Annotated in this window: 11 protein-coding genes and 2 pseudogenes; 11 read left to right on the forward strand and 2 right to left on the reverse strand. The window is 71.6% G+C overall.

The window, feature by feature from the left end:
- The first annotated feature begins 258 nt into the window (after nucleotides 1–258).
- From SLW56_RS20025 to SLW56_RS20050, 6 genes and pseudogenes are all read left to right on the forward strand, one after another.
- Nucleotides 259–808, forward strand: a pseudogene (locus tag SLW56_RS20025) (YdeI/OmpD-associated family protein).
- 96 nt (nucleotides 809–904) lie between these two features.
- Nucleotides 905–2,254 (forward strand): MFS transporter, encoded by a 1,350-nt coding sequence (locus SLW56_RS20030; protein ID WP_320695373.1) that lies wholly within the window; start codon nucleotides 905–907, stop codon nucleotides 2,252–2,254.
- Nucleotides 2,255–2,423: 169 nt separating this feature from the next.
- Nucleotides 2,424–3,023, forward strand: coding sequence for a GTP cyclohydrolase I FolE (gene folE / locus SLW56_RS20035; RefSeq protein WP_017909619.1), 600 nt, complete (start codon nucleotides 2,424–2,426; stop codon nucleotides 3,021–3,023).
- Nucleotides 3,024–3,054: 31 nt separating this feature from the next.
- Nucleotides 3,055–4,524 (forward strand): DUF3375 domain-containing protein, encoded by a 1,470-nt coding sequence (locus SLW56_RS20040; RefSeq protein WP_153753350.1) that lies wholly within the window; start codon nucleotides 3,055–3,057, stop codon nucleotides 4,522–4,524.
- Nucleotides 4,511–5,200, forward strand: a complete 690-nt coding sequence (locus tag SLW56_RS20045; protein ID WP_267084947.1) for a DUF4194 domain-containing protein — start codon at nucleotides 4,511–4,513, stop codon at nucleotides 5,198–5,200. Before SLW56_RS20040 ends, SLW56_RS20045 begins: the two co-directional genes overlap by 14 nt.
- A 95-nt stretch (nucleotides 5,201–5,295) precedes the next feature.
- Nucleotides 5,296–9,309: pseudogene (locus SLW56_RS20050) on the forward strand (SbcC/MukB-like Walker B domain-containing protein); the annotation flags it as partial.
- On the opposite strand, the gene SLW56_RS20055 reads toward SLW56_RS20050, so the two are convergent.
- Nucleotides 9,215–9,988: a TSUP family transporter gene (locus SLW56_RS20055; RefSeq protein ID WP_017912277.1), complete on the reverse strand. Its 774-nt coding sequence runs from the start codon at nucleotides 9,986–9,988 to the stop codon at nucleotides 9,215–9,217. The pseudogene SLW56_RS20050 and the gene SLW56_RS20055 overlap by 95 nt on opposite strands.
- 96 nt (nucleotides 9,989–10,084) lie before the next feature.
- Here SLW56_RS20055 and SLW56_RS20060 point away from each other — a divergent pair, with 96 nt between their 5' ends.
- The 5 genes from SLW56_RS20060 (at nucleotide 10,085) to bphP (ending at nucleotide 17,625) form a co-directional block, all read left to right on the forward strand.
- Nucleotides 10,085–10,477: a YchJ family metal-binding protein gene (locus SLW56_RS20060; RefSeq protein ID WP_152237060.1), complete on the forward strand. Its 393-nt coding sequence runs from the start codon at nucleotides 10,085–10,087 to the stop codon at nucleotides 10,475–10,477.
- 269 nt (nucleotides 10,478–10,746) lie between these two features.
- Nucleotides 10,747–13,023, forward strand: coding sequence for a lytic murein transglycosylase (locus tag SLW56_RS20065; protein WP_320695374.1), 2,277 nt, complete (start codon nucleotides 10,747–10,749; stop codon nucleotides 13,021–13,023).
- Nucleotides 13,024–13,716: 693 nt separating this feature from the next.
- Nucleotides 13,717–14,967 (forward strand): TCR/Tet family MFS transporter, encoded by a 1,251-nt coding sequence (locus SLW56_RS20070; protein ID WP_148827721.1) that lies wholly within the window; start codon nucleotides 13,717–13,719, stop codon nucleotides 14,965–14,967.
- Between the two features lie 157 nt (nucleotides 14,968–15,124).
- Nucleotides 15,125–15,724, forward strand: coding sequence for a biliverdin-producing heme oxygenase (locus tag SLW56_RS20075; protein WP_152238544.1), 600 nt, complete (start codon nucleotides 15,125–15,127; stop codon nucleotides 15,722–15,724).
- Complete coding sequence (gene bphP / locus SLW56_RS20080) at nucleotides 15,721–17,625, forward strand: bacteriophytochrome BphP (protein WP_267112390.1); 1,905 nt, start codon at nucleotides 15,721–15,723, stop codon at nucleotides 17,623–17,625. Before SLW56_RS20075 ends, bphP begins: the two co-directional genes overlap by 4 nt.
- A gap of 21 nt (nucleotides 17,626–17,646) precedes the next feature.
- Here the strand turns inward: bphP and SLW56_RS20085 are convergent, their stop codons facing one another.
- Nucleotides 17,647–18,825 (reverse strand): benzoate/H(+) symporter BenE family transporter, encoded by a 1,179-nt coding sequence (locus SLW56_RS20085; RefSeq protein WP_320695375.1) that lies wholly within the window; start codon nucleotides 18,823–18,825, stop codon nucleotides 17,647–17,649.
- Nucleotides 18,826–19,079 lie beyond the last annotated feature (254 nt).

Consider the following 19,079-nt stretch of genomic DNA (forward strand, 5'->3'; position numbering starts at 1 on the left):
ACGCGCGCATGGCGCGGGTCCCCCGGGCCGGCGCATGGATAGCGGCGATGGCCTGTCGAACTGAAGGGATCGGGCCCTGGGGGCAGCTGCGCAGTGTGGGGAACGTGACGCGATGCCGGTCTGCAGCGGCGATGGCCGCTGGCCTGGTCAGGCGGCGCGTGGCGTGCGGTGACCGGCACGGCCGCAGCGCGCCGCGCCGCCGCCGTCGCCGCGCAGGCGCAGCATGGCCCCGCCCGCGGCCGGTGCCAAGCTCCGCGCATGGCCCGTGGCAGCGACCCGATCCGCGCACCGGCGAGCTTGCTGCGTCCGGCTTCGCCGCCGGACGCGTCCTGGGGGTTCCTGCCGCTGCCCGCGGCGGCGAGCGCCGCCCTGCCCACGCGCGGCCGGCCTGGTCAGCGTGGAGGGCCGGTTCGCCGGGCATCCGTTTCAGGCCACGCTGCAACCCGATGGGCAAGGCGGCCACTGGCTGCAGGTCGAGGAGGCGTTGCGGGCGGCCGCGGCGGTCGAGGTCGGTACCACGGTGACCCTGGAGATCGCGCCGGCGGCGGTGGAACCGGAACCCGTGCTGCCCGACGACCTGGCGCGCGCGCTGGCCGCGCATCCGCCTGCGCGTGCGGCCTGGGACACGCTGACCACGGTGGCGCGGCGCGACTGGATCTTCTGGATCGGCGCGGGCAAGCAGGCGCAGACGCGGGTCAAGCGCATCGCCAGCACCTGCGACATGCTCGCCGCGGGCAAGCGGCGGGTCTGCTGCTTCGACCGCTCGGGCATGTACAGCAAGGCCTTCGCCGCGCCGCAGGCGCAATGAGGGCATGGCGCGCACGCCCGGCGTGTCCGCCGTCGCGACAGGATCCTCGCAAGCGCCTGCCTATACTCCGTGACGTCCATCCATGAGGCCCACTGAATGAGTGCATCCACCTCTTCGTCCGCCGCCGCCGCACCGGGCAGCCTGCGCCGCTCGGTGTCCAACACGCTCAAGGGCTCGGCCGGCAACCTGGTGGAGTGGTACGACGTCTACGTCTACTCGGTGTTCGCCACCTACTTCGAATCGCAGTTCTTCTCCAAGGAGGACAAGAACGCCACCCTCTACGTGTGGGCGATCTTCGCGGTGACCTTCCTGATGCGCCCGATCGGCGCCTGGTACTTCGGCCGCTTCGCCGACCGCTACGGCCGCCGCCTGGCGCTGACCGTGTCGGTGTCGGTGATGGCGGCCTGTTCGTTCCTGATCGCGGTGACGCCCACCGTGGCCAGCATCGGCGGCGCCGCGGCGGTGGTGCTGCTGCTGGCGCGCCTGCTGCAGGGTTTCGCCACCGGCGGCGAGTACGGCACCAGCGCCACCTACATGTCCGAGGCGGCGATCCCGGGGCGGCGCGGCTTCCTGTCCTCCTTCCACTACGTCACCCTGGTCGGCGGCCACGTGCTGGCGCAGGCGGTGCTGTTCGGGATGCTGCACTTCTTCGACAAGGGGCAGATTTCCGAATGGGGCTGGCGCGTGGCCTTCGGCCTGGGCGGCGTCGGCGCGCTGGTGGTGTTCTGGTTGCGGCGCACGATGGACGAGTCGCTGACCTCCGAGTCCATCGCCGCGGCCAAGCAGGGCAAGGACAGGTCCTCCGGCTCGCTGCGCGAGCTGTTCGTGCACCAGTGGCGCCCGCTGCTGCTGTGCTTCCTGATCACCGCCGGCGGCACCGTGGCGTTCTACACCTACTCGGTGACCGGGCCGAAGATGATCCAGACCGCCTTCGCCGGCGACGACGTCATGGCCGGCACCATCATCAACCTGGCCGCGCTGATCGTGCTGATGCTGATGCAGCCGGTCGGCGGCTGGCTGTCTGACCTGATCGGGCGCAAGACCCTGCTGGTGTTCTTCGGCATCGGCGGCGTGCTCTACACCTGGTTCCTGGTGCTGGAGCTGCCCAGGCAGAGCGACTGGCTGAGCGCCTTCGCCATCCTCACCGCCGGCTTCGTCATCCTCACCGGCTACACCTCGATCAACGCGGTGGTGAAGGCCGAGCTGTTCCCCACCCATATCCGCGCGCTGGGCGTGGGCCTGGGCTATGCGCTGGCCAATTCGGCCTTCGGCGGCACCGCGCCGTTGCTGTACCAGGCCTCGCTGAAGACCGGCCACGTCACCACCTTCGTCTGGTATGCCACGGCGGTGATCGCGGTGTCGCTGGTGGTGTACATGTTCTTCCTGACCAACAAGGGGTCCAACTGGCTCGACCACGAGGGCGAGATGCACGCGCGCCGGCGCTGACCGGCGCGGCGCTGGCCCGGGCGATGCGCATGCCGCCCGGGCGCGGAGCAGGCGGACGCTGAACGGCGCACCCGGTATCGGCCGGGTCGCCCCGCCGCACGGAGGCCGCGCATGCGGCGGCTGCCAGGCGACTCGGGTACCATGCAGCCCCCTTACGGGCGTTCCCCCCATGGCCGATTCCGACAACAGCTCCACTCCCCCGGTGACCCAGGCGCAGGCCGAAGACGCAGTGCGCACCCTGCTGCGCTGGGCCGGCGAAGACCCCACCCGCGAGGGCCTGCTGGACACCCCGCGGCGCGTGGCCGAGGCCTATGGCGACTGGTTCAGCGGCTACCGCGCCGACCCGCGCGAGTACCTGCTGCGCACCTTCGAGGAAGTGGCCGGCTACGACGAGTTGATCGTGCTGCGCGACATCGAGTACGAAAGCCACTGCGAGCACCACATGGCGCCGATCATCGGCAAGGTCCACGTCGGCTACCTGCCGCGCGGCAAGGTGGTGGGCATCAGCAAGCTGGCGCGCGTGGTCGAGGCCTATGCGCGGCGCTTCCAGGTGCAGGAGAAGATGACCGCGCAGATCGCCCAGTGCATCCAGGACGTGCTGCAGCCGCTGGGCGTGGGCGTGGTGGTGGAAGGCGCGCACGAGTGCATGACCACCCGCGGCATCCACAAGCGCGGCGTCAGCATGGTCACCTCGAAGATGCTCGGCACCTTCCGCGAGGACGCGCGCACCCGCGCCGAGTTCCTGCGCTTCATCGAGCGCGTGCGCTGAGTCTGCGGATGCGGTGGCGGTCGGTTCCTGCATGAAGCCGCATGTCCGGATCGCCGGCTATCGCCAGTTGCGCGAACAGCCGTTGTGGAAACTGCTCGCTGCCGACCATGCCCCCGAGCTGATCGGCCTGCTGCAGACCCTGCTTGGCGACGCCCAGCGGCGGCTGCCGGCCGATGTGCTGCACGAGCGCCTGCAGCGCCAGCTCGATGCGCTGAAGGACGACGAGCTGTCGCGCGAACTGCCGCGCACCGCGCAGGCCTACGTGGCGCACTGGCTGGCGCAGGGCTGGCTGGAGCGGCGCCTGCCCGAAGGCGACGCGCAGGAAGAATACGAACTGTCGCGGCAGGCGGCGCAGGCCATCCGCTTCATCGCCGGCGTGCGCGACAGCGCCAGCGTGGCCACCGAGAGCCGGCTGTCGCTGGTGATCCAGCAACTGGTGCAACTGGCCGGGCAGACCGAGACCGATCCGGACGCGCGCCTGGCCGCGCTGCGCGCCGAGCGCGAGCGCCTGGACGCGGAGATCGAGCGCGTGGCCGCCGGCAAGCTGGCCGCGCTGGACGGCAAGCGCGCGCTCGAACGTACCCGCGACATCATCCGCCTGTCCGACGACCTGACCGAGGATTTCCGCCGGGTCCGCGACGATTTCGAGCGGCTCAACCGCGAGTTCCGCGAGCGCATCATCGACGACGAGGGCGCGCGCGGCGACGTGCTGGAGAAGCTGTTCGCCGGCATCGACGTGATCGGCGAGAGCGAGGCCGGGCGCAGTTTCCAGGCGTTCTGGAGTCTGCTCAACGATGCCGAGCAGAGCGTGCAGCTGGATGCGGCGCTGGAGGCGCTGCTGGCGCGCGGCTTCGCCCGCCGCCTGGACCGCCACGAACGCGCCTTCCTGCGCGGGCTCACCGGCACCCTGCTCGAACGCGGCGGCCAGGTGCACGAGGTGATGCAGCATTTCGCGCGCAGCCTGCGCGGGTTCGTGCAGAGCCGCGGCTACCTGGAACAGCGCCGGCTCAACCAGCTGCTGAAGCAGGCGCAGGGCGAGGCGCTGCAGTTGCGCGACCAGCTGCATGCCACCGCGGCCACCGGCTACGTGCTGCCGCTGAGCAGCGCGCGGCTGCGCTCGCCGTCGCAGTGGCGCCTGCACGACCCGCGCAGCCAGCTGGTGGACGGGCGGGTGCAGGCGGCCGAGGCGGCGATGATCTCGCTGGACAGCGTCGGCGACCTGGTGGCGCAGTCGGAGATCGACCTGCGCGGCCTGCGCAACGACCTGCACGACCTGCTCGGCCGCCAGCCGCAACTGAGCATCGGCGAGGCGCTGCGGCAGCGCCCGGCGGCGCAGGGCCTGGGCAGCGTGATCGGCTACCTGGCGCTGGGCACCCGCCATGGCGTGGTGGTCGACGGCGAATGGGAAGCGGTGCAATGGGAGGGCGGCGACGGCCAGGTCCGGCGCGCGCGCATCCCGCTGGTGTGGTTCACCAAGGAAAAACGCAATGAGCTGGTCTGACGAATTCCATGGCCACGACGCCGATGCCGGCGATGTCGCCGCGGCCGCCGCCACGTCCGTGGCGGCCGATGCCGGCACCGCGCTGTTCGCCGGCGACAGCGGCAGCCTGCCGCTGGAGGCGCGGCGCGCGCTGTGCCAGTTGCTGTCCGGCCCCAGCGTCGATGCCTACCGGCACGGCTCGCTGTGGCAGGCATTGCTGCGCCACGAGGCCGCGGTCCGCCGCGTGCTGAGCGAGCTGTTCCTGGAACTGGTGCTGGACCGCGATGGCGGTGTGGCGTTCGCGCGCCAGGCCGACACCGGCGAACTGGAGACCCCGGCGCTGCTGCGCACGGCGCCGCTGACCTTCATCGAGTCGGTGCTGCTGCTGTTCCTGCGCCAGCAACTGGCCGAGGCCGACACCCGTGGCGAGCGCGCGGTGGTCGACGAGGCGCAGCTGCTGGAGGTGCTGTCGGTGTACGAGAAGAACGTGTCCACCGACCGCGCCGGCTTCGCCCGGCGGGTGCTGGCGGCGATCGCCAAGATGCGCGACAACCACCTGCTGTCCAAGCTGCGCGGCAGCGAGGACCGCTACGAAGTCTCGCCCGCGCTGAAGCTGCTGTTCTCGGCCGAGGACGTGCAGGCGCTGGCGGCGGCCTATCGCGGCCTGCGCGACGGCGTGGCCGAGGCGGCGCCGTGACCGGCCCGCGCCCGCAGGTCGCGCACGCCTAGCGCTGGCTTTGCACCGTGCGCCGGCCGCCGTGGCGGCCGTCCCCGTTTTCCGATGAGTTCCCGATGACGTCCCTGTCCGAATCGTCCACCGTCCCCGTCGCCCCGTCCCTGTTCGCCGAGACCCTGGCCGAGCAGCGCGCGCAGCAGTACCGCATGCGCCGCCTGCAGGTGCACAACTGGGGCACCTTCAACGGCCTGACCGACGTGCCGATCGCCGAGAAGGGCTTCCTGTTCGTCGGTCGCTCCGGTTCGGGCAAGTCGACCCTGCTCGATGCGATGTCGGCGCTGCTGACGCCGCCGAGCATCGTCGATTTCAACGCCGCCGCGCGCGAGGCCGAGCGCAGCGGCCGCGACCGCAGCCTGGTGTCCTACGTGCGCGGCGCCTGGGCCGACCAGCAAGACAGCGCCTCCGGCGAGATCGCCACCCAGTACCTGCGCAAGGGCGCGACCTGGTCGGCGCTGGCGCTGGAGTACCGCAACGCGCAGGGCCAGGCGGTGAGCCTGGTGCGGCTGTTCTGGATCGCCGGCAGCGGCACCGCCGCGGCCGACGTGCGCAAGCACTACATGGTGGTGCCGCGCGGCTTCGACGTGGCCGCCGAGCTGGACGGCTTCGACCTGGACCTGCGCCGGCTCAAGCTGCGCCTGGGCGAGGACGTGCACCACTTCGACAGCTTCGCCGGCTACGCCGAGCGTTTCCGCCACCTGCTCGGCATCGGCAACGAGATGGCGCTGCGGCTGCTGCACAAGACCCAGTCGGCGAAGAACCTCGGCGACCTCAACGCCTTCCTGCGCAGCTTCATGCTCGACGAGCCGCGCACCTTCGAGGCGGCCGACCGCCTGGTCGAGGACTTTGCCGAACTCGACGGCGCGCACCACGCGGTGGTGACCGCGCGGCGCCAGGTGGAAACCCTGACCCCGGCGCGCGACTACCACGCCGAACTGCTGGCGCTGCGCCACAGCGTCGGCGAGCTGCGCGAACTGCAGCTGGGCATCGACGGCTACCGCGAGCAGCGCCGCCTGGCCCTGCTGGACGCGCGCCTGCAGGAACTGGACACGCAGGACCGCGGCCTGGCCGGCGAGGAAGGGCAGCGCCGCGAAGCGCTGGACAACCACGAACAGACCCTGGCCGAGCTGGAGACCCAGCAGCGCGCGCAGGGCGGCGAGCAGGTCGAGGCGCTGGAGCGCGAACGCGGCCGCGTCGAACGCGAGCGCGACGAGCGCATGCGCCGCCGCAGCCAGGTCGAACAGGCCTGCCGCCAGCTCGGCATGGGCCTGGCCGGCAGCGCCAGCGGCTTCGCCGAGCAGGTGGCGCAGGCGCGCGCGTTGCGCGACGGCGTCGCCGGCGAGGCCAGCAGCCTGGACGAGGCGATCGCCGAGCGCATGGCCGAGCGCCGCGAGGACGAACGCCGTTTCGCGGTCATCCGCACCGAGATCGAGGCGCTGCTGAAGGCGCCCTCGAGCATTCCCGCGCCGATGCAGGCGCTGCGCGCGCGGCTGTGCGCCGAGACCGGCCTGCCCGAAGCCGCCCTGCCGTTCGTCGGCGAGCTGGTGCAGGTGGAGGCCGACCAGGCTGCCTGGCGCGGCGCGATCGAGCGCGTGCTGCACGGCTTCGCGCAGTCGCTGCTGGTCGACGAACGCCACTACGCCAGCGTCGCCGACTGGGTCAACAAGACCCAGCTCGGCACCCGCCTGGTGTACTTCCGCGTGCGCCACAACGCGCCGCTGCAGCAGCGCGAGCCCGACGCGAAGTCGCTGCTGCGCAAGCTGGAACTGCGCGACCATGCCTATGCGCCGTGGCTGCGCCAGGAACTGGCGCGGCGTTTCGACTACACCTGCGTCGATACCGTGGCGCAATTGCGCGATGCCGAGCGCGCGATCACCCGCGAGGGCCAGGTCAAGCATCCGGGCGACCGCTACGAGAAGGACGACCGCCACGCGGTCGGCGACCGCAAGCGCTGGCTGCTCGGCTACGACAACCGCGACAAGCTCAAGGTCTTCGAGCGCGAGGGGCAGACCCTCGCGCAGCGCATCGCCGCCTGCGACGCCGACGTCGCCGCCCTGCGCAAGCAGCGCGAACAGGACCAGGGCCGGCAACTGGCCGCGCACACCCTGGCCGAGCGCGAGTGGGACGAGATCGACGTCGCGCCCAAGCTGCAGCGCCTGAGCGACATCGCCGAGCAACTGCTGCAACTGCGCGAAGGCGACACCGCGCTGCGCGCGCTGGGCGAGCAGATCGCCACCGTCCGCGCGCGCCGCGACCAGGCGCGCCGTACCTACGAGGACGTGCGCCTGGAGCGCGCGCAGGTGAGCCGCGAGCGCGCGCGCCTGGAAGCGCAGCGCGAGACCTGCGCCGCGCGCGTGGCCACCGCGGTGATCGGCCCGGCGCAGGTCGCAGGGCTGGACGCGCGCCTGGCCGCGCTGCCGCCGCTGAGCCTGGACAACCTGGAAGCGCATCTGCGCAGCGTCGAGCGCGGGCTCGGCGAACAGCTGGCGCAGAGCCAGGCGCAGGACGCGCGGCTGAGCCAGCAGGTGCTGGACTGCTTCCGCCGCTACTGCCAGCAGTGGCCGGAGGACAGCGGCGACTTCACCGTCAGCCTGGCCAGCGCCGACGACTTTCTGGCGCGCCTGCAGCGCCTGGAAAGCGACGGCCTGCCGCGTCACGAAGGGCGCTTCTTCGACCTGCTGCAGACCCAGAGCAAGAACAACCTGCTGGCCCTGCAGCGCTACACCGCCGAAGCGCACAAGGCGATCAAGCAGCGCATGGACGAGGTCAATGCCAGCCTGGAACAGGTGCCGTTCAACCGCGGCACCCTGCTGACCATCGAAGTCAGCGACCGGCGCCTGCTCGAGGTGCAGGAGTTCCAGCAGCAGTTGCGCGCCGTGCTCGGCCACCAGCAGACCGAAGATCGTGCGTTGGCCGAGGCGCAGTTCGCCATGCTGCGCGGGCTGGTGCAGCGGCTCGGTGCGCAGGAGCCGGAGTTGCGGCGCTGGCGCGAGCAGGTGCTGGACGTGCGCCAGCATGTGGAGTTCGTCGGCGTGGAACTGGATGCGGACAGCCGCGCGCAGGTGGAGATCTACCGCAGCGGTGCCGGCAAGTCCGGCGGCCAGCGCCAGAAGCTGGCCACCACCTGCCTGGCCGCGGCGCTGCGCTACCAGCTCGGCGGCGAGGACGGCGAACTGCCGCGCTACGCCGCGGTGGTGCTGGACGAGGCCTTCGACAAGGCCGATAACGAATTCACCGCGCTGGCGATGAACATCTTCGAGAACTTCGGCTTCCAGATGGTGGTGGCCACGCCGCTGAAGTCGGTGATGACGCTGGAGCCGTTCATCGGCGGCGCCTGCTTCGTCGAGATCAGCGGCCGCCACAACTCCGGCGTGCTGCTGATCGAATACGACGAGCAGGCGCACCGGTTGAAGCTGCCCGAGCGCAGCCGCAACGAGGCGGCGACACCTGCGGTGGAATCCCGCGCGGCGATGGATCAGGCTGGCGCCGATCTGCCGCCGCCGGCCGCGGACGCAGCGGCCACCATCGCCGAGCCCGGCGCAGCGACTGTGGCAGACACCGTTGCCGCGCCGGCGCGTGCCTCCGCCAAGGCGCGCGATGGCCGCGGCAATCGCGCCAAGTCGACCCCGCGCAAGGCGTCGCCAATGGCGCCGGGCAAACGTGGCGACACGCGTGCCGCGCCGTCCTCGGCAAAGACCACCTCGGCGAAGGCGCCACGCACGTCCACCGCGGCTGCGGCAGCTGCGTCCGCGGCAACGCGGCCAGCCGCGCGGTCGGCGTCGGCGAAGCCGGTGAAAGCAGGCACAGGCAGCAAACCTGCGAAGCCGGCCAAGGCTGCAGCAGCCAAGACGGCGCCTGCGAGCGGCAAGCGCCGCGGCCACTGAGCGGCACTTGCGGTCGCGCGTGCCGATCGGCCGCGCGCTGCACCATCGTTGGGAGGGATGGCACGCGGCAACCACACGGTACCGCGCACTGCGCTCAGTGCAGCAGATCCCAGCCCATCTTGCCGATCAGCACCACCACCAGCACCAGGAACAACTGCCGGATCAGCGGCGTGCCGCCGCGCAGCGCCAGCCGGGTGCCGGTCACCGCGCCGGCCACGTTGGCCACGGCCATCGGCACCGCCGCGGCCAGCAGGATCTTGCCGCTGGGCACGAAGAAGCACAGCGCGGCCAGGTTGGTGGCCAGGTTCACCACCTTCGACGCGGCCGAGGCGCGCAGGAAATCCAGGCCGAAGAAGCGGATGAACAGGAAGATCAGGAAGCTGCCGGTGCCCGGGCCGAAGAAGCCGTCGTAGAAGCCGATCGCCGCGCCGATCGCCAGCGCGATGGCCAGTTCGCGGCGGCCGATGTGGCGCGGCCGGTGCAGCGCACCGAAGTCCTTCTTGACCAGCGTGTAGCCCAGCATCGCGATCAGCAGCACCAGGATCAGCGGGCGCACCGCCTGTTTCGGCAGCAGGCTCACCGCCGTGGCGCCGAGGAAGGCGAACACGAACGCGGCGGCGGTCGCGTACAGCACCGGCCGCCACGGCAGGCGCACGTGGCGCGCATAGCGCCAGGCGGCGGTGCCGGTACCGGCCATGGAACTGAACTTGTTGGTGCCCAGGATCACCGCGGGCGCCTGTTGCGGCAAGGTCGCGAACAGCCCGGGCAACTGGATCAGGCCGCCGCCGCCCACCGCCGCGTCCACCAGCCCGGCGACGAAGGCGATGCACAGCAGCCAGGGCAGTTCGGTGGGGATCGACTCGAGCACGCCAGCGCTCCGCGCAAGGGGCCGCAAGCATAGCCGCCACCGGCCGCGACGCGTGCGCGGCGTGCGCCGTGTCGCCGCAGCCGGCACAATCGGCACATGTCTCCGTCCGCCCCGCGCCTTGCCGATCCCTGCCCCTGCGGCCATCCGCGCGAGTACGCGCAGTGCTGCGGGCCGTACCACGCCGGCACCCCTGCGCCGGATGCCGAATCCTTGATGCGTTCCCGCTACAGCGCCTACGTGCGCCAGGACGCCGATTACCTGCGCGCGAGCTGGCATCCTTCGACCTGTCCGCCGCAGGTGGAGATCGATCCGCGCACGGCGTGGCTCGGCCTCACCGTGCAGCGCGTGCTGCAGACCGGCGCCGACAGCGCCGAGGTCGCCTTCCTGGCGCGCTATCGCATCGGCGGCGGCAGCGCCGTGCGCATGACCGAGCACAGCCGCTTCGTGCGCGAGGATGGGCGCTGGTACTACCTCGACGCGCTGGACTGAGCGTCGCGCGTCGCGCCGGCGGGGCGCACGCCCGCACACCGCCGTTCGTTGGCGGGGCAAGCGTTGGCCCTCTTGCGCTTCGAACGGAATGCCGCGTTGGCCCGAACGCCATGCGTGTCGCGGCCGCGGCATCGTGCCGCGCGATCCGCCAACCAGGCCACGCTCGGAACGCGCTGCCGGTCGCGTGCCTGCCGCCCGCGTCGCGTGAGCGGAGCGCACACGCGCCGGTTGTTTATGATGTCGGCCCTGCCGTCGGCGAGGATGTTGCGATGATGCGTTTGGCCTGGATCCTGCTGCTGGCGGCCCCGTGTGCGCTCGCGCAGACCCCACCCGTGGCGGCGCCGTCCACGCCCGATCCGGCCTTCGCCAGCTGCGTGGCCGGCCTGCGCCCGGCCGCGGCGAAGGCGGGCGTCGCCGAGGCGTCGTTCGATCGCTTCACCGCCGGTCTGCAGCCGGACCCGAGCGTGCTGCCGCTGCTCGACGCCCAGCCCGAGTTCACCACGCCGATCTGGGACTACCTGGCCGGCCTGGTCGACAGCCAGCGCATCGACGATGGTCGCGCCATGCTCGCCGCGCATCGCGACCTGCTCGCGCAGGTGGCGCAGCAGTACGGTGTCGACCCGGAGACGGTGGTCGCGGTGTGGGGCGTGGAGAGCGACTACGGCCGCATCTCCGGCAAGCGCCCGCTGCTGGTGTCGCTGCTGACCCTGTCCTGCGAAGGCCGCCGCCAGCCGTTCTTCCGCAGCGAGCTGTTCGCACTGCTGAAGCTGCTGCAGGCCGGCGACCTGCGGCCCGAGGGCCTGACCGGGTCCTGGGCCGGCGCCTTCGGCCATACCCAGTTCATGCCCAGCACCTACGCCCGTGTCGCCGTGGACGGCGATGGCGACGGCCGCCGCGATCTGGTCGCCAGCATTCCCGATGCGCTGGCCTCCACCGCCAACTATCTCAAGCTCGCCGGCTGGCAGAGCGGCCAGCCGTGGGGGCTGGAGGTGAAGCTGCCGGCGGGCTTCGACCCGGCGCTGGCCGGGCGCACCCAGCGCCGGCCGCTGTCGGACTGGCGCGCGCGCGGCCTCACCGCCGCCGACGGCAGCGCGCTGCCTGCACTGGCCGCGCAGACCCCAGCAGCGGTGCTGATCCCGGCCGGCGTGCACGGCCCGGCGTTCCTGGTGTTCCGCAACTACGACGCGATCTACGCCTACAACGCCGCCGAAAGCTATGCGCTGGCGATCGCGCTGCTGTCCGACCGGCTGCGCGGCAAGCCCGGGCTGGTCGCGGCCTGGCCGACCGACGATCCGGGCCTGGGCCGCCCCGAGCGGCGCGAATTGCAGACCCTGCTGCTGGCGCGCGGCCACGCCATCGGCCAGGCCGACGGCGCAATCGGCACCGCCACCCGCCGTGCGATCCAGGCCGAGCAGCAACGCCTGGGCCTGCAGCCGGCGGACGGTCGCGCCGGGCAACGCATCCTCGATGCGCTGCGCCGCGAGGCCGGCGGCGCGCCTGCGGCACCGGTGACGTCACCGGCCACGCCGCCGTCGCCGCCGCAATCGCCTGCACCAGCACCGGCACCTACATCTACACCTACAAAGACGCCGTTCGGCGGCACGCCGCCCACCGCATTCCGGCTGCCGGCCGCCTACCCGGCCTTCGCCCACTCCCCCGCGCCACGGAGCATCCACCCCATGTCCGACGTCCCCGGCCTGAGCACAGGCGACTTCCACGGCTATCCCTCGCTGCTGGTGGAGACCCCGCAGTCCACCGCCGCGATCAGCCTGTTCGGCGGCCAGGTGCTGTCGTTCGTGCCCAAGGGCGGCACCGACGCGCTGTGGCTGTCGCCGGACGCGCAGCCCACGCCGACCCCGATCCGCGGCGGCACTCCGGTGTGCTGGCCGTACTTCGGCCGCCAGGGCCAGAGCGACGCCGTCCCCGCGCACGGCTTCGTGCGCACCGTACCCTGGCAACTGAAGGACGCGCGGCGCGAGGCCGACGGCACGCTGGTGCTGACCCTGGCGCCGCCCGACTTCGACGACCTGCCGCTGCGCCTGCGCATGCAGTTGCGCATCGGCGCCACCCTGGAGCAGCGCCTGGTCACCGACAACGTCGGCACCGCGCCCGCCCGCTTCACCCAGGCCCTGCACAACTACTTCCGTGTCGCCGACGCCACCCAGGTGCGCGTGCAGGGCCTGGACGGCCTGGACTACCTGGACAAGTTCGAGAACTACGCCACACCGCATCGCCAGCACGGCGACTGGAGCCTGCAGGATCCGCGCGACCCCGGCCGCAGCGACCGCATCTACACCGGCGCCGGCGGCCGCTACACCCTGCTGGACCCGGGCCTGCAGCGCCGCATCGAGATCGCCACCACCGGCAGCCACACGCTGGTGGCCTGGAACCCGGGCGAGGCCGGCGCACAGAAGATGGCCGACGTCGGCCCGCACTGGCGCCAGTTCGTGTGCCTGGAAGCGGCCAACGCCGGACCCGAGGTGATCGAACTGGCCCCGGGCGCCCAGCACGTGCTGCAGCAGACGATCTCTGTCGCGGCGTTGTGACCCCGGCCGAGTGACCGCGGCCGGACGGCGGCACCACCTGCTGCGGCCCGGCAGTCGGCATTGGTGACGGTCCGGCCGTGACTGCTGCGCCGCCGCGCCTTGGTGGCATGAGTGGCGCCGCTGCCTCCGCCGGACCCTCACCCCCGACCCCTCTCCCGACGGGAGAGGGGAGTCGCTCGGTGTAGAGCACCTCGGTTCCGACACAATCCGCCAAGCCTCGACCCTGTTGTGGGAGGGACTTCAGTCCCGACGCCTCGGCCCCTCAGGTCGCGGTTGAAACCGCTCCTGCGACAAGCAGCCTGGCTGCGTCGCTGGTGCAGGAAGGGGGCTCGAGCTTCGAGTCGCAATCAGCCAGCCCGGAAACTTCTGTGGGAGGGACTTCAGTCCCGACGCCTCGGCCCCTCAGGTCGCGGTTGAAACCGCCCCTGCGACAAGCGGCCTGGCTGCGCCGCTGGTGCAGAAAGGGTTGAGCCCTGACCCGCAATTGGCCAGCCCCGACGCTTCTGTGGGAGGGACTTCAGTCCCGACGCCATGACCCCACCGGTCGCGGTGCAAGCGCTCCCGCGACGGCCAGCCGAGCCACCACGGTGTCGCAGGCACGCCGCCCGTTCCAATCGGCCACCTCCCACACCCACGGGTGCGCCGATGGCCAGGTACGCCGATTACACTGCCGCGTCCGCCAGGAGGCCTGCCGTGCACGCTCCGACTCCCGCTGTCCGCTCACGCCGCGCCGCGGTCGCCTTCATCTTCGTCACCCTGCTGATCGACGTGCTGTCCTTCGGCGTCATCATCCCGGTGCTGCCCACGCTGGTGCGCGGCTTCACCGGCGGGGACTTCGCTGCCGCGGCCCGCTGGGTCGGCTGGTTCGGCTTCCTGTTCGCCGCCCTGCAATTCGTCAGCTCGCCGCTGCAGGGCGCATTGTCCGACCGCTACGGCCGGCGCCCGGTGATCCTGGCCTCGTGCCTGGGGCTGGGCGTGGACTTCATGGTGATGGCGCTGGCGCAGAGCCTGCCGGTGCTGCTGCTGGCACGCATGGTCTCCGGCGTGTTTTCGGCCAGCTTCACCTCGGCCAACGCCTACATCGCCGACATCACCCCGGCCGACAAGCGCGCCCAGGCCTACGGCATCATCGGCGCCGCGTTCGGCGTTGGTTTCGTGGTCGGTCCGCTGCTGGGCGGCTGGCTCGGCAGCCTGCACCTGCGCGCGCCGTTCTGGTTCGCCGCCGGGCTGGCCTTGCTCAACTTCCTCTACGGCTTGTGGGTGCTGCCCGAATCGCTGGCGCCGGAGCGACGCACCGCGCGGGTGGACTGGGCGCACGCCAACCCATTCGGGGCGCTGCGCCTGCTGCAGCGCTACCCGCAGGTGTTCGCGCTGGCCGCGGTGATCTTCCTGGCCAACCTGGCGCACTACGTCTACCCGAGCATCTTCGTGCTGTTCGCCGATTACCGCTTCGGCTGGGGCCCGAAACAGGTCAGCTGGGTGCTGGCCCTGGTCGGCGTGTGCAGCATCGTGGTCAACGCCGTGCTGGTGGCGCGGGTGGTGCGGCGCTTCGGCGAGCGCGGCGCGCTGCTGTTCGGCCTGGGCTGCGGCGTGATCGGCTTCGCCATCTACAGCGTGGCCGGCAGCGGCGCGCTGTTCCTGCTCGGCGTGCCGATCAGCGCGCTGTGGGCGGTGGCCGGGCCGGCGGCGCAGGCGATCGTCACCCGCCACGTCGGCGCCGATGCGCAGGGGCGCATCCAGGGCGCGCTGATGAGCCTGGTCAGCCTGGCCGGGGTGATCGGGCCGTTGCTGTACGCATGGGTGTTCGCGGCCTTCATCGGCCCGCATGCGCTGCTGCACTTCCCGGGCGTGCCATGGCTGCTGGCGGCGCTGCTGCTGGGCGGCGGCTGGATCGTGGCCTGGCGCCGTGCGCGAGTGCCGGAGGCCGCGGCGGCCGGCGGCTGAGGCGCAGCGCGGGCAGCGTATCCGGCATGAACGGCTCAGCTTGCTGGGATGGGCGTCGCGGCTCCCGCGCTGCCTCGCCTGGCACCGCGCGGTCGCGATTGTTACGCTGTGTCCTCTCTTTCGTCGCGGCCGGCCGGCTGCTGTACCAGTCGCCTGCATGATGTCCCCTCCCGACGGAACCGCCCTGCCGTTGACCGCTGCGCGCCTGCTGCGCGAGGCCACTGCGCAGCAGCACCAGGCGGTGGAAGACCTGCCGGCGATGCGCGCGCTGATGGACCCGGCACTGTCGCTGTCCGCCTATGTGCAGGTGCTGCGTCGCCATCACGCGGTGCTGGCCGGCTGGGAACAGCGCGAAGCGGCCTGGCTGCGCGACTGCGGCGATGCGCAGTGGCAGTACCAGCCGCGCACCCCGCTGCTGGCGCAGGATCTGCATGCCCTGCAGGCAACGCCGCCAGCGCCGCAGCCGCTGCCGCCGGCCGTCGACGTCGGCGCGCGTTGGGGCATGCTCTACGTGGTCGAAGGCTCGCGCCTGGGCGGCCGGGTGATCGCCCGGCACCTGCGGCAGACCCTGCCCACCGCTGCGCCGGCCCTGTCCTATTTCGAACTCGGCCATGCCGACCCGGCCGCCTGGCGACACTTCCAGCAGCGCCTGGAGCGGGCCTTGCCGACCGCGCCGCTGCAGCAGGCCGCGGTCGACGGCGCCCGCGCCATGTTCGCGCACTTCCACACCCACTTCGCCCTGGAGATCGCCGCATGAGCGACATCGTCGTGCCCCTGGACATGGACGCATGCGCACGCGAGCCGATCCATATCCCCGGCTCGGTGCAGCCGCACGGCGTGCTGCTGGTGATCGAGCCGCAGGACGGGCGCGTCGTCCAGGCCAGCGCCAGTGCCGCCGACCTGTTCGGCCGGCCGCTGGACGAATTGCTCGGACAGCGCTACGACGCCCTGCTCGTGCTGGAGGATCCGCGCACGCGTCTGTTGCCCGACGCGGCCGAGCGCAGCGACCTGGCCTATGTCGAAGTGGGGTTCAAGGACGCGGCCGCCACGCAGCGCTGGGTCGGCGCCTGGCATCTGTATCCGGAGCAGTGGCTGCTGGAACTGGAGCCACGCGACGCGCCGCTGGCCGATGCCACCTTGCGCGAAGCGCTGCCGGTGCTGCGCCGACTGGAGGCCGACCACAGCATCGAGGAGGCCTGCCAACGCGCCGCCAAGAGCCTGCGCAGCCTGATCGGCTACGACCGGGTGATGATCTACCGCTTCGACGACGACTGGAACGGCGACGTGGTCGCCGAGGCGCGCGCGGCGGAACTGGAGCCGTATCTCGGCCTGCACTATCCGGCCAGCGACATTCCGGCGCAGGCCCGCGCGCTGTACCTGCGCAACCGCGTGCGCCAGATCGCCAACGTCGGCTACGTGCCGTCGCCGATCCAGCCCACCCTGCATCCGCGCCTGCGCGCGCCGGTGGACCTGAGCGACGTCAGCCTGCGCAGCGTCTCGCCGGTGCACCTGGAGTACCTGGCCAACATGGGCGTCACCGCCACCCTGGTGGCCTCCATCGTGGTCAACGATGCGTTGTGGGGCCTGATCGCCTGCCATCACTACCGCCCGTATTTCTGCAACCACGAGATGCGCGACGTCGCCGATGCATTGAGCCGTGCATTGGCCGGGCGCATCGGCGCGATCACCGCGGTGGCGCGCGCGCGCACCGAGTCGGTGCTGCTGACCGTGCGCGAGAAGCTGATCACCAACTTCAACGACGCCGAGATGCTGACCGCGTCGATGCTCGACGAGATGGCCTCGGACCTGCTCGACGTGGTCGATGCCGACGGCGTGGCGGTGTTCCATGGCGACCACGTCACCCGCCACGGCATGCTGCCGGCCACCGAGGACCTGGCGCGGATCCGCGAGCAGATCGAGTCCACCCATCACGAAGCGCTGCGCCACGACGCGGTCGGCGCGCTGCACTCGGACCAGATCGGCGAGACCTTCCCGGCGCTGGCCGATCTGGCCCCGCTGGCGGCCGGCTTCATCTTCGTGCCGCTGATGCCGCAGGCGCGTAGCGCCCTGCTGTGGACCCGCCGCGAACAGGTACGCACGGTCAACTGGGCGGGCAATCCGCAGTTGGCCAAGCTGCAGGACATCGCCGGCTCGCGGCTGTCGCCGCGCAAGAGCTTCGACCTGTGGCAGGAGACTGTGCGTGGCCGCGCACGGCCCTGGTCGCCGATCAGCCTGGAATCGGCACGCAGTCTGCGGGTGCTGATCGAACTGATGGAGCGCAAGCGCTTCCAGCAGGATTTCGCCCTGTTGGAGGCCTCGCTGTCGCGGCTGCGCGAGCCGGTGGCGATCGTCGAGCGCGGCGAGGGCGCGCGGCGCAGCCGCCTGGCCTTCGTCAACGAGGCCTTTGCCGCCCTGTACGAGCGCGAGGTCGCAGAATTGATCGGCTGCGACCTGGAGCGCCTGTATGCCAGCGAGGCGGTGCTGGCGGAGACACAGCGCATCGACACGCTGCTGCGGCAGGGACGGGCCGCCTACGTCACCCTGCCGCTGCGCGTGGACGGCACCACGGCCGTGCACCGCCAGTTCGATTTCGAACCGCTGCCCGATCACTCCGGCGTGCCCAGCCACTGGCTGCTGCAGTTGCGCGACCCGCGCTGAGTCCGGTGCGGCGGCGCGGCCTCAGCGGCTGCGCCGCCACAGCGCCAGCGTCGCCGCACCGGCCAGCAGGCCCCACAGCGCCGCGCCGATACCGAACAGCGACAGTCCCGACGCGGTGACCAGGAACGCGATCAGCGCCGGCTCGCGCTCATGTTCCTCGCGCAGCGCCGAGGCCAGGCTGTTGCCGATGGTGCCGAACAGCGCGATGCCGGCGATGGCCATCACCAGCTCCCGCGGAAAGGCCGCGAACAGTGCGGCCACGGTAGCGCCGAACACGCCGATCAGCAGATAGAAGACCCCGGCGAACACCGCGGCCATGTAGCGCCGCTGCGGATCCTCCTGCGCCTCGCGGCCCATGCAGATCGCCGCGGTGATCGCCGCCAGGTTCAGCCCGTAGGCGCCGAACGGCGCCAGCAGCGTGTTGGCCACGCCGATCCAGCCGATGGTCGGCGAGATCGGCACCGCATAGCCGGACGCGCGGATCGCTGCCACCCCGGGCAGGTTCTGCGAGGTCATCGTCACCACGAACAGCGGCAGCGCGATCCCGAACAGCGCCTGCCACGACAGCGTCGGCCACACCAGCACCGGCTGCGCCAGGCGCAACCGCGCCGCCTCCAGGTGCAGCGTGCCGCTGCCCGCGGCCACGGCGATGCCGACCAACAGGGTGGCGATCACCGCATAGCGCGGGAAGGTGCGGCGCCCGAGCAGATAGGTGGCGAACATCGCCAGCGCCATGGCCAGTTGGTGCTGCATCGCCACGAACACGTCCAGGCCGAAGCGCAGCAGCACCCCGGCCAGCATCGCCGAGGCCAGCGACAGCGGAATGCGCCGCAGCAGGCGTTCGAACAAGCCGGAAAACCCGGCGAGTGCAGACAACACCGCCACCACCACGAAGGCGCCGATCGCATCGGACAGCGGCAGTCCGCCACCGCTGCCGATCAGCAAGGCCGCGCCGGGCGTGGACCAGGCGGTGACCACCGGCATCCGGTAGCGCAGCGACAGCCCGATGCAGGTCAGGCCCATGCCCAGCCCCAACGCCCACATCCAGGACGCGATCTGTGCCTGCGAGGCGCCGACGCTGCGCGCAGCCTCGAACACGATCGCCGCCGAACTGGTGAAGCCGACCAGCACGGTGACGAAGCCGGCGATCAGCGCGGGCAGCGAAGCGTCGCGCCAGAGCGCGCGGGTAGCAGCGGTCATGCGGAGTTCCATGGTGGAGCGCAGGCTGCATTCTCGGGCAAACGCCGGCGATCGGCTGTGCCGCGCCCTTACCGATAGAGAGGAGAGCGTGGCAGCACGCAGCGCTGCAAGGGCGCGCAAAAAAACGGTTGACCTTTTTTTCGGTGCCATTACACTGCGCGGCCCGCTACGCAACTGCCGGGCTTCGGCGCGACAGAGGCAGGCGGGGCCGGAAACACCTAGCGAACATCGGGTGTTGACAGCGTGAAAAAGTC

This window comes from Xanthomonas sp. LF07-6, from assembly GCF_034105445.1.
Classification (GTDB): Bacteria; Pseudomonadota; Gammaproteobacteria; order Xanthomonadales; family Xanthomonadaceae; genus Xanthomonas_A; species Xanthomonas_A sontii.

Bases quoted from the DNA above. Each gene is read 5' to 3' on its own strand.
- SLW56_RS20030 (WP_320695373.1), top strand. From the start codon at position 905: ATGAGTGCATCCACCTCTTCGTCCGCCGCCGCCGCACCGGGCAGCCTG.
- folE (WP_017909619.1), top strand. From the start codon at position 2,424: ATGGCCGATTCCGACAACAGCTCCACTCCCCCGGTGACCCAGGCGCAG.
- SLW56_RS20040 (WP_153753350.1), top strand. From the start codon at position 3,055: ATGAAGCCGCATGTCCGGATCGCCGGCTATCGCCAGTTGCGCGAACAG.
- SLW56_RS20045 (WP_267084947.1), top strand. From the start codon at position 4,511: ATGAGCTGGTCTGACGAATTCCATGGCCACGACGCCGATGCCGGCGAT.
- SLW56_RS20060 (WP_152237060.1), top strand. From the start codon at position 10,085: ATGTCTCCGTCCGCCCCGCGCCTTGCCGATCCCTGCCCCTGCGGCCAT.
- SLW56_RS20065 (WP_320695374.1), top strand. From the start codon at position 10,747: ATGATGCGTTTGGCCTGGATCCTGCTGCTGGCGGCCCCGTGTGCGCTC.
- SLW56_RS20075 (WP_152238544.1), top strand. From the start codon at position 15,125: ATGATGTCCCCTCCCGACGGAACCGCCCTGCCGTTGACCGCTGCGCGC.
- bphP (WP_267112390.1), top strand. From the start codon at position 15,721: ATGAGCGACATCGTCGTGCCCCTGGACATGGACGCATGCGCACGCGAG.
- SLW56_RS20085 (WP_320695375.1), bottom strand. From the start codon at position 18,825: ATGACCGCTGCTACCCGCGCGCTCTGGCGCGACGCTTCGCTGCCCGCG.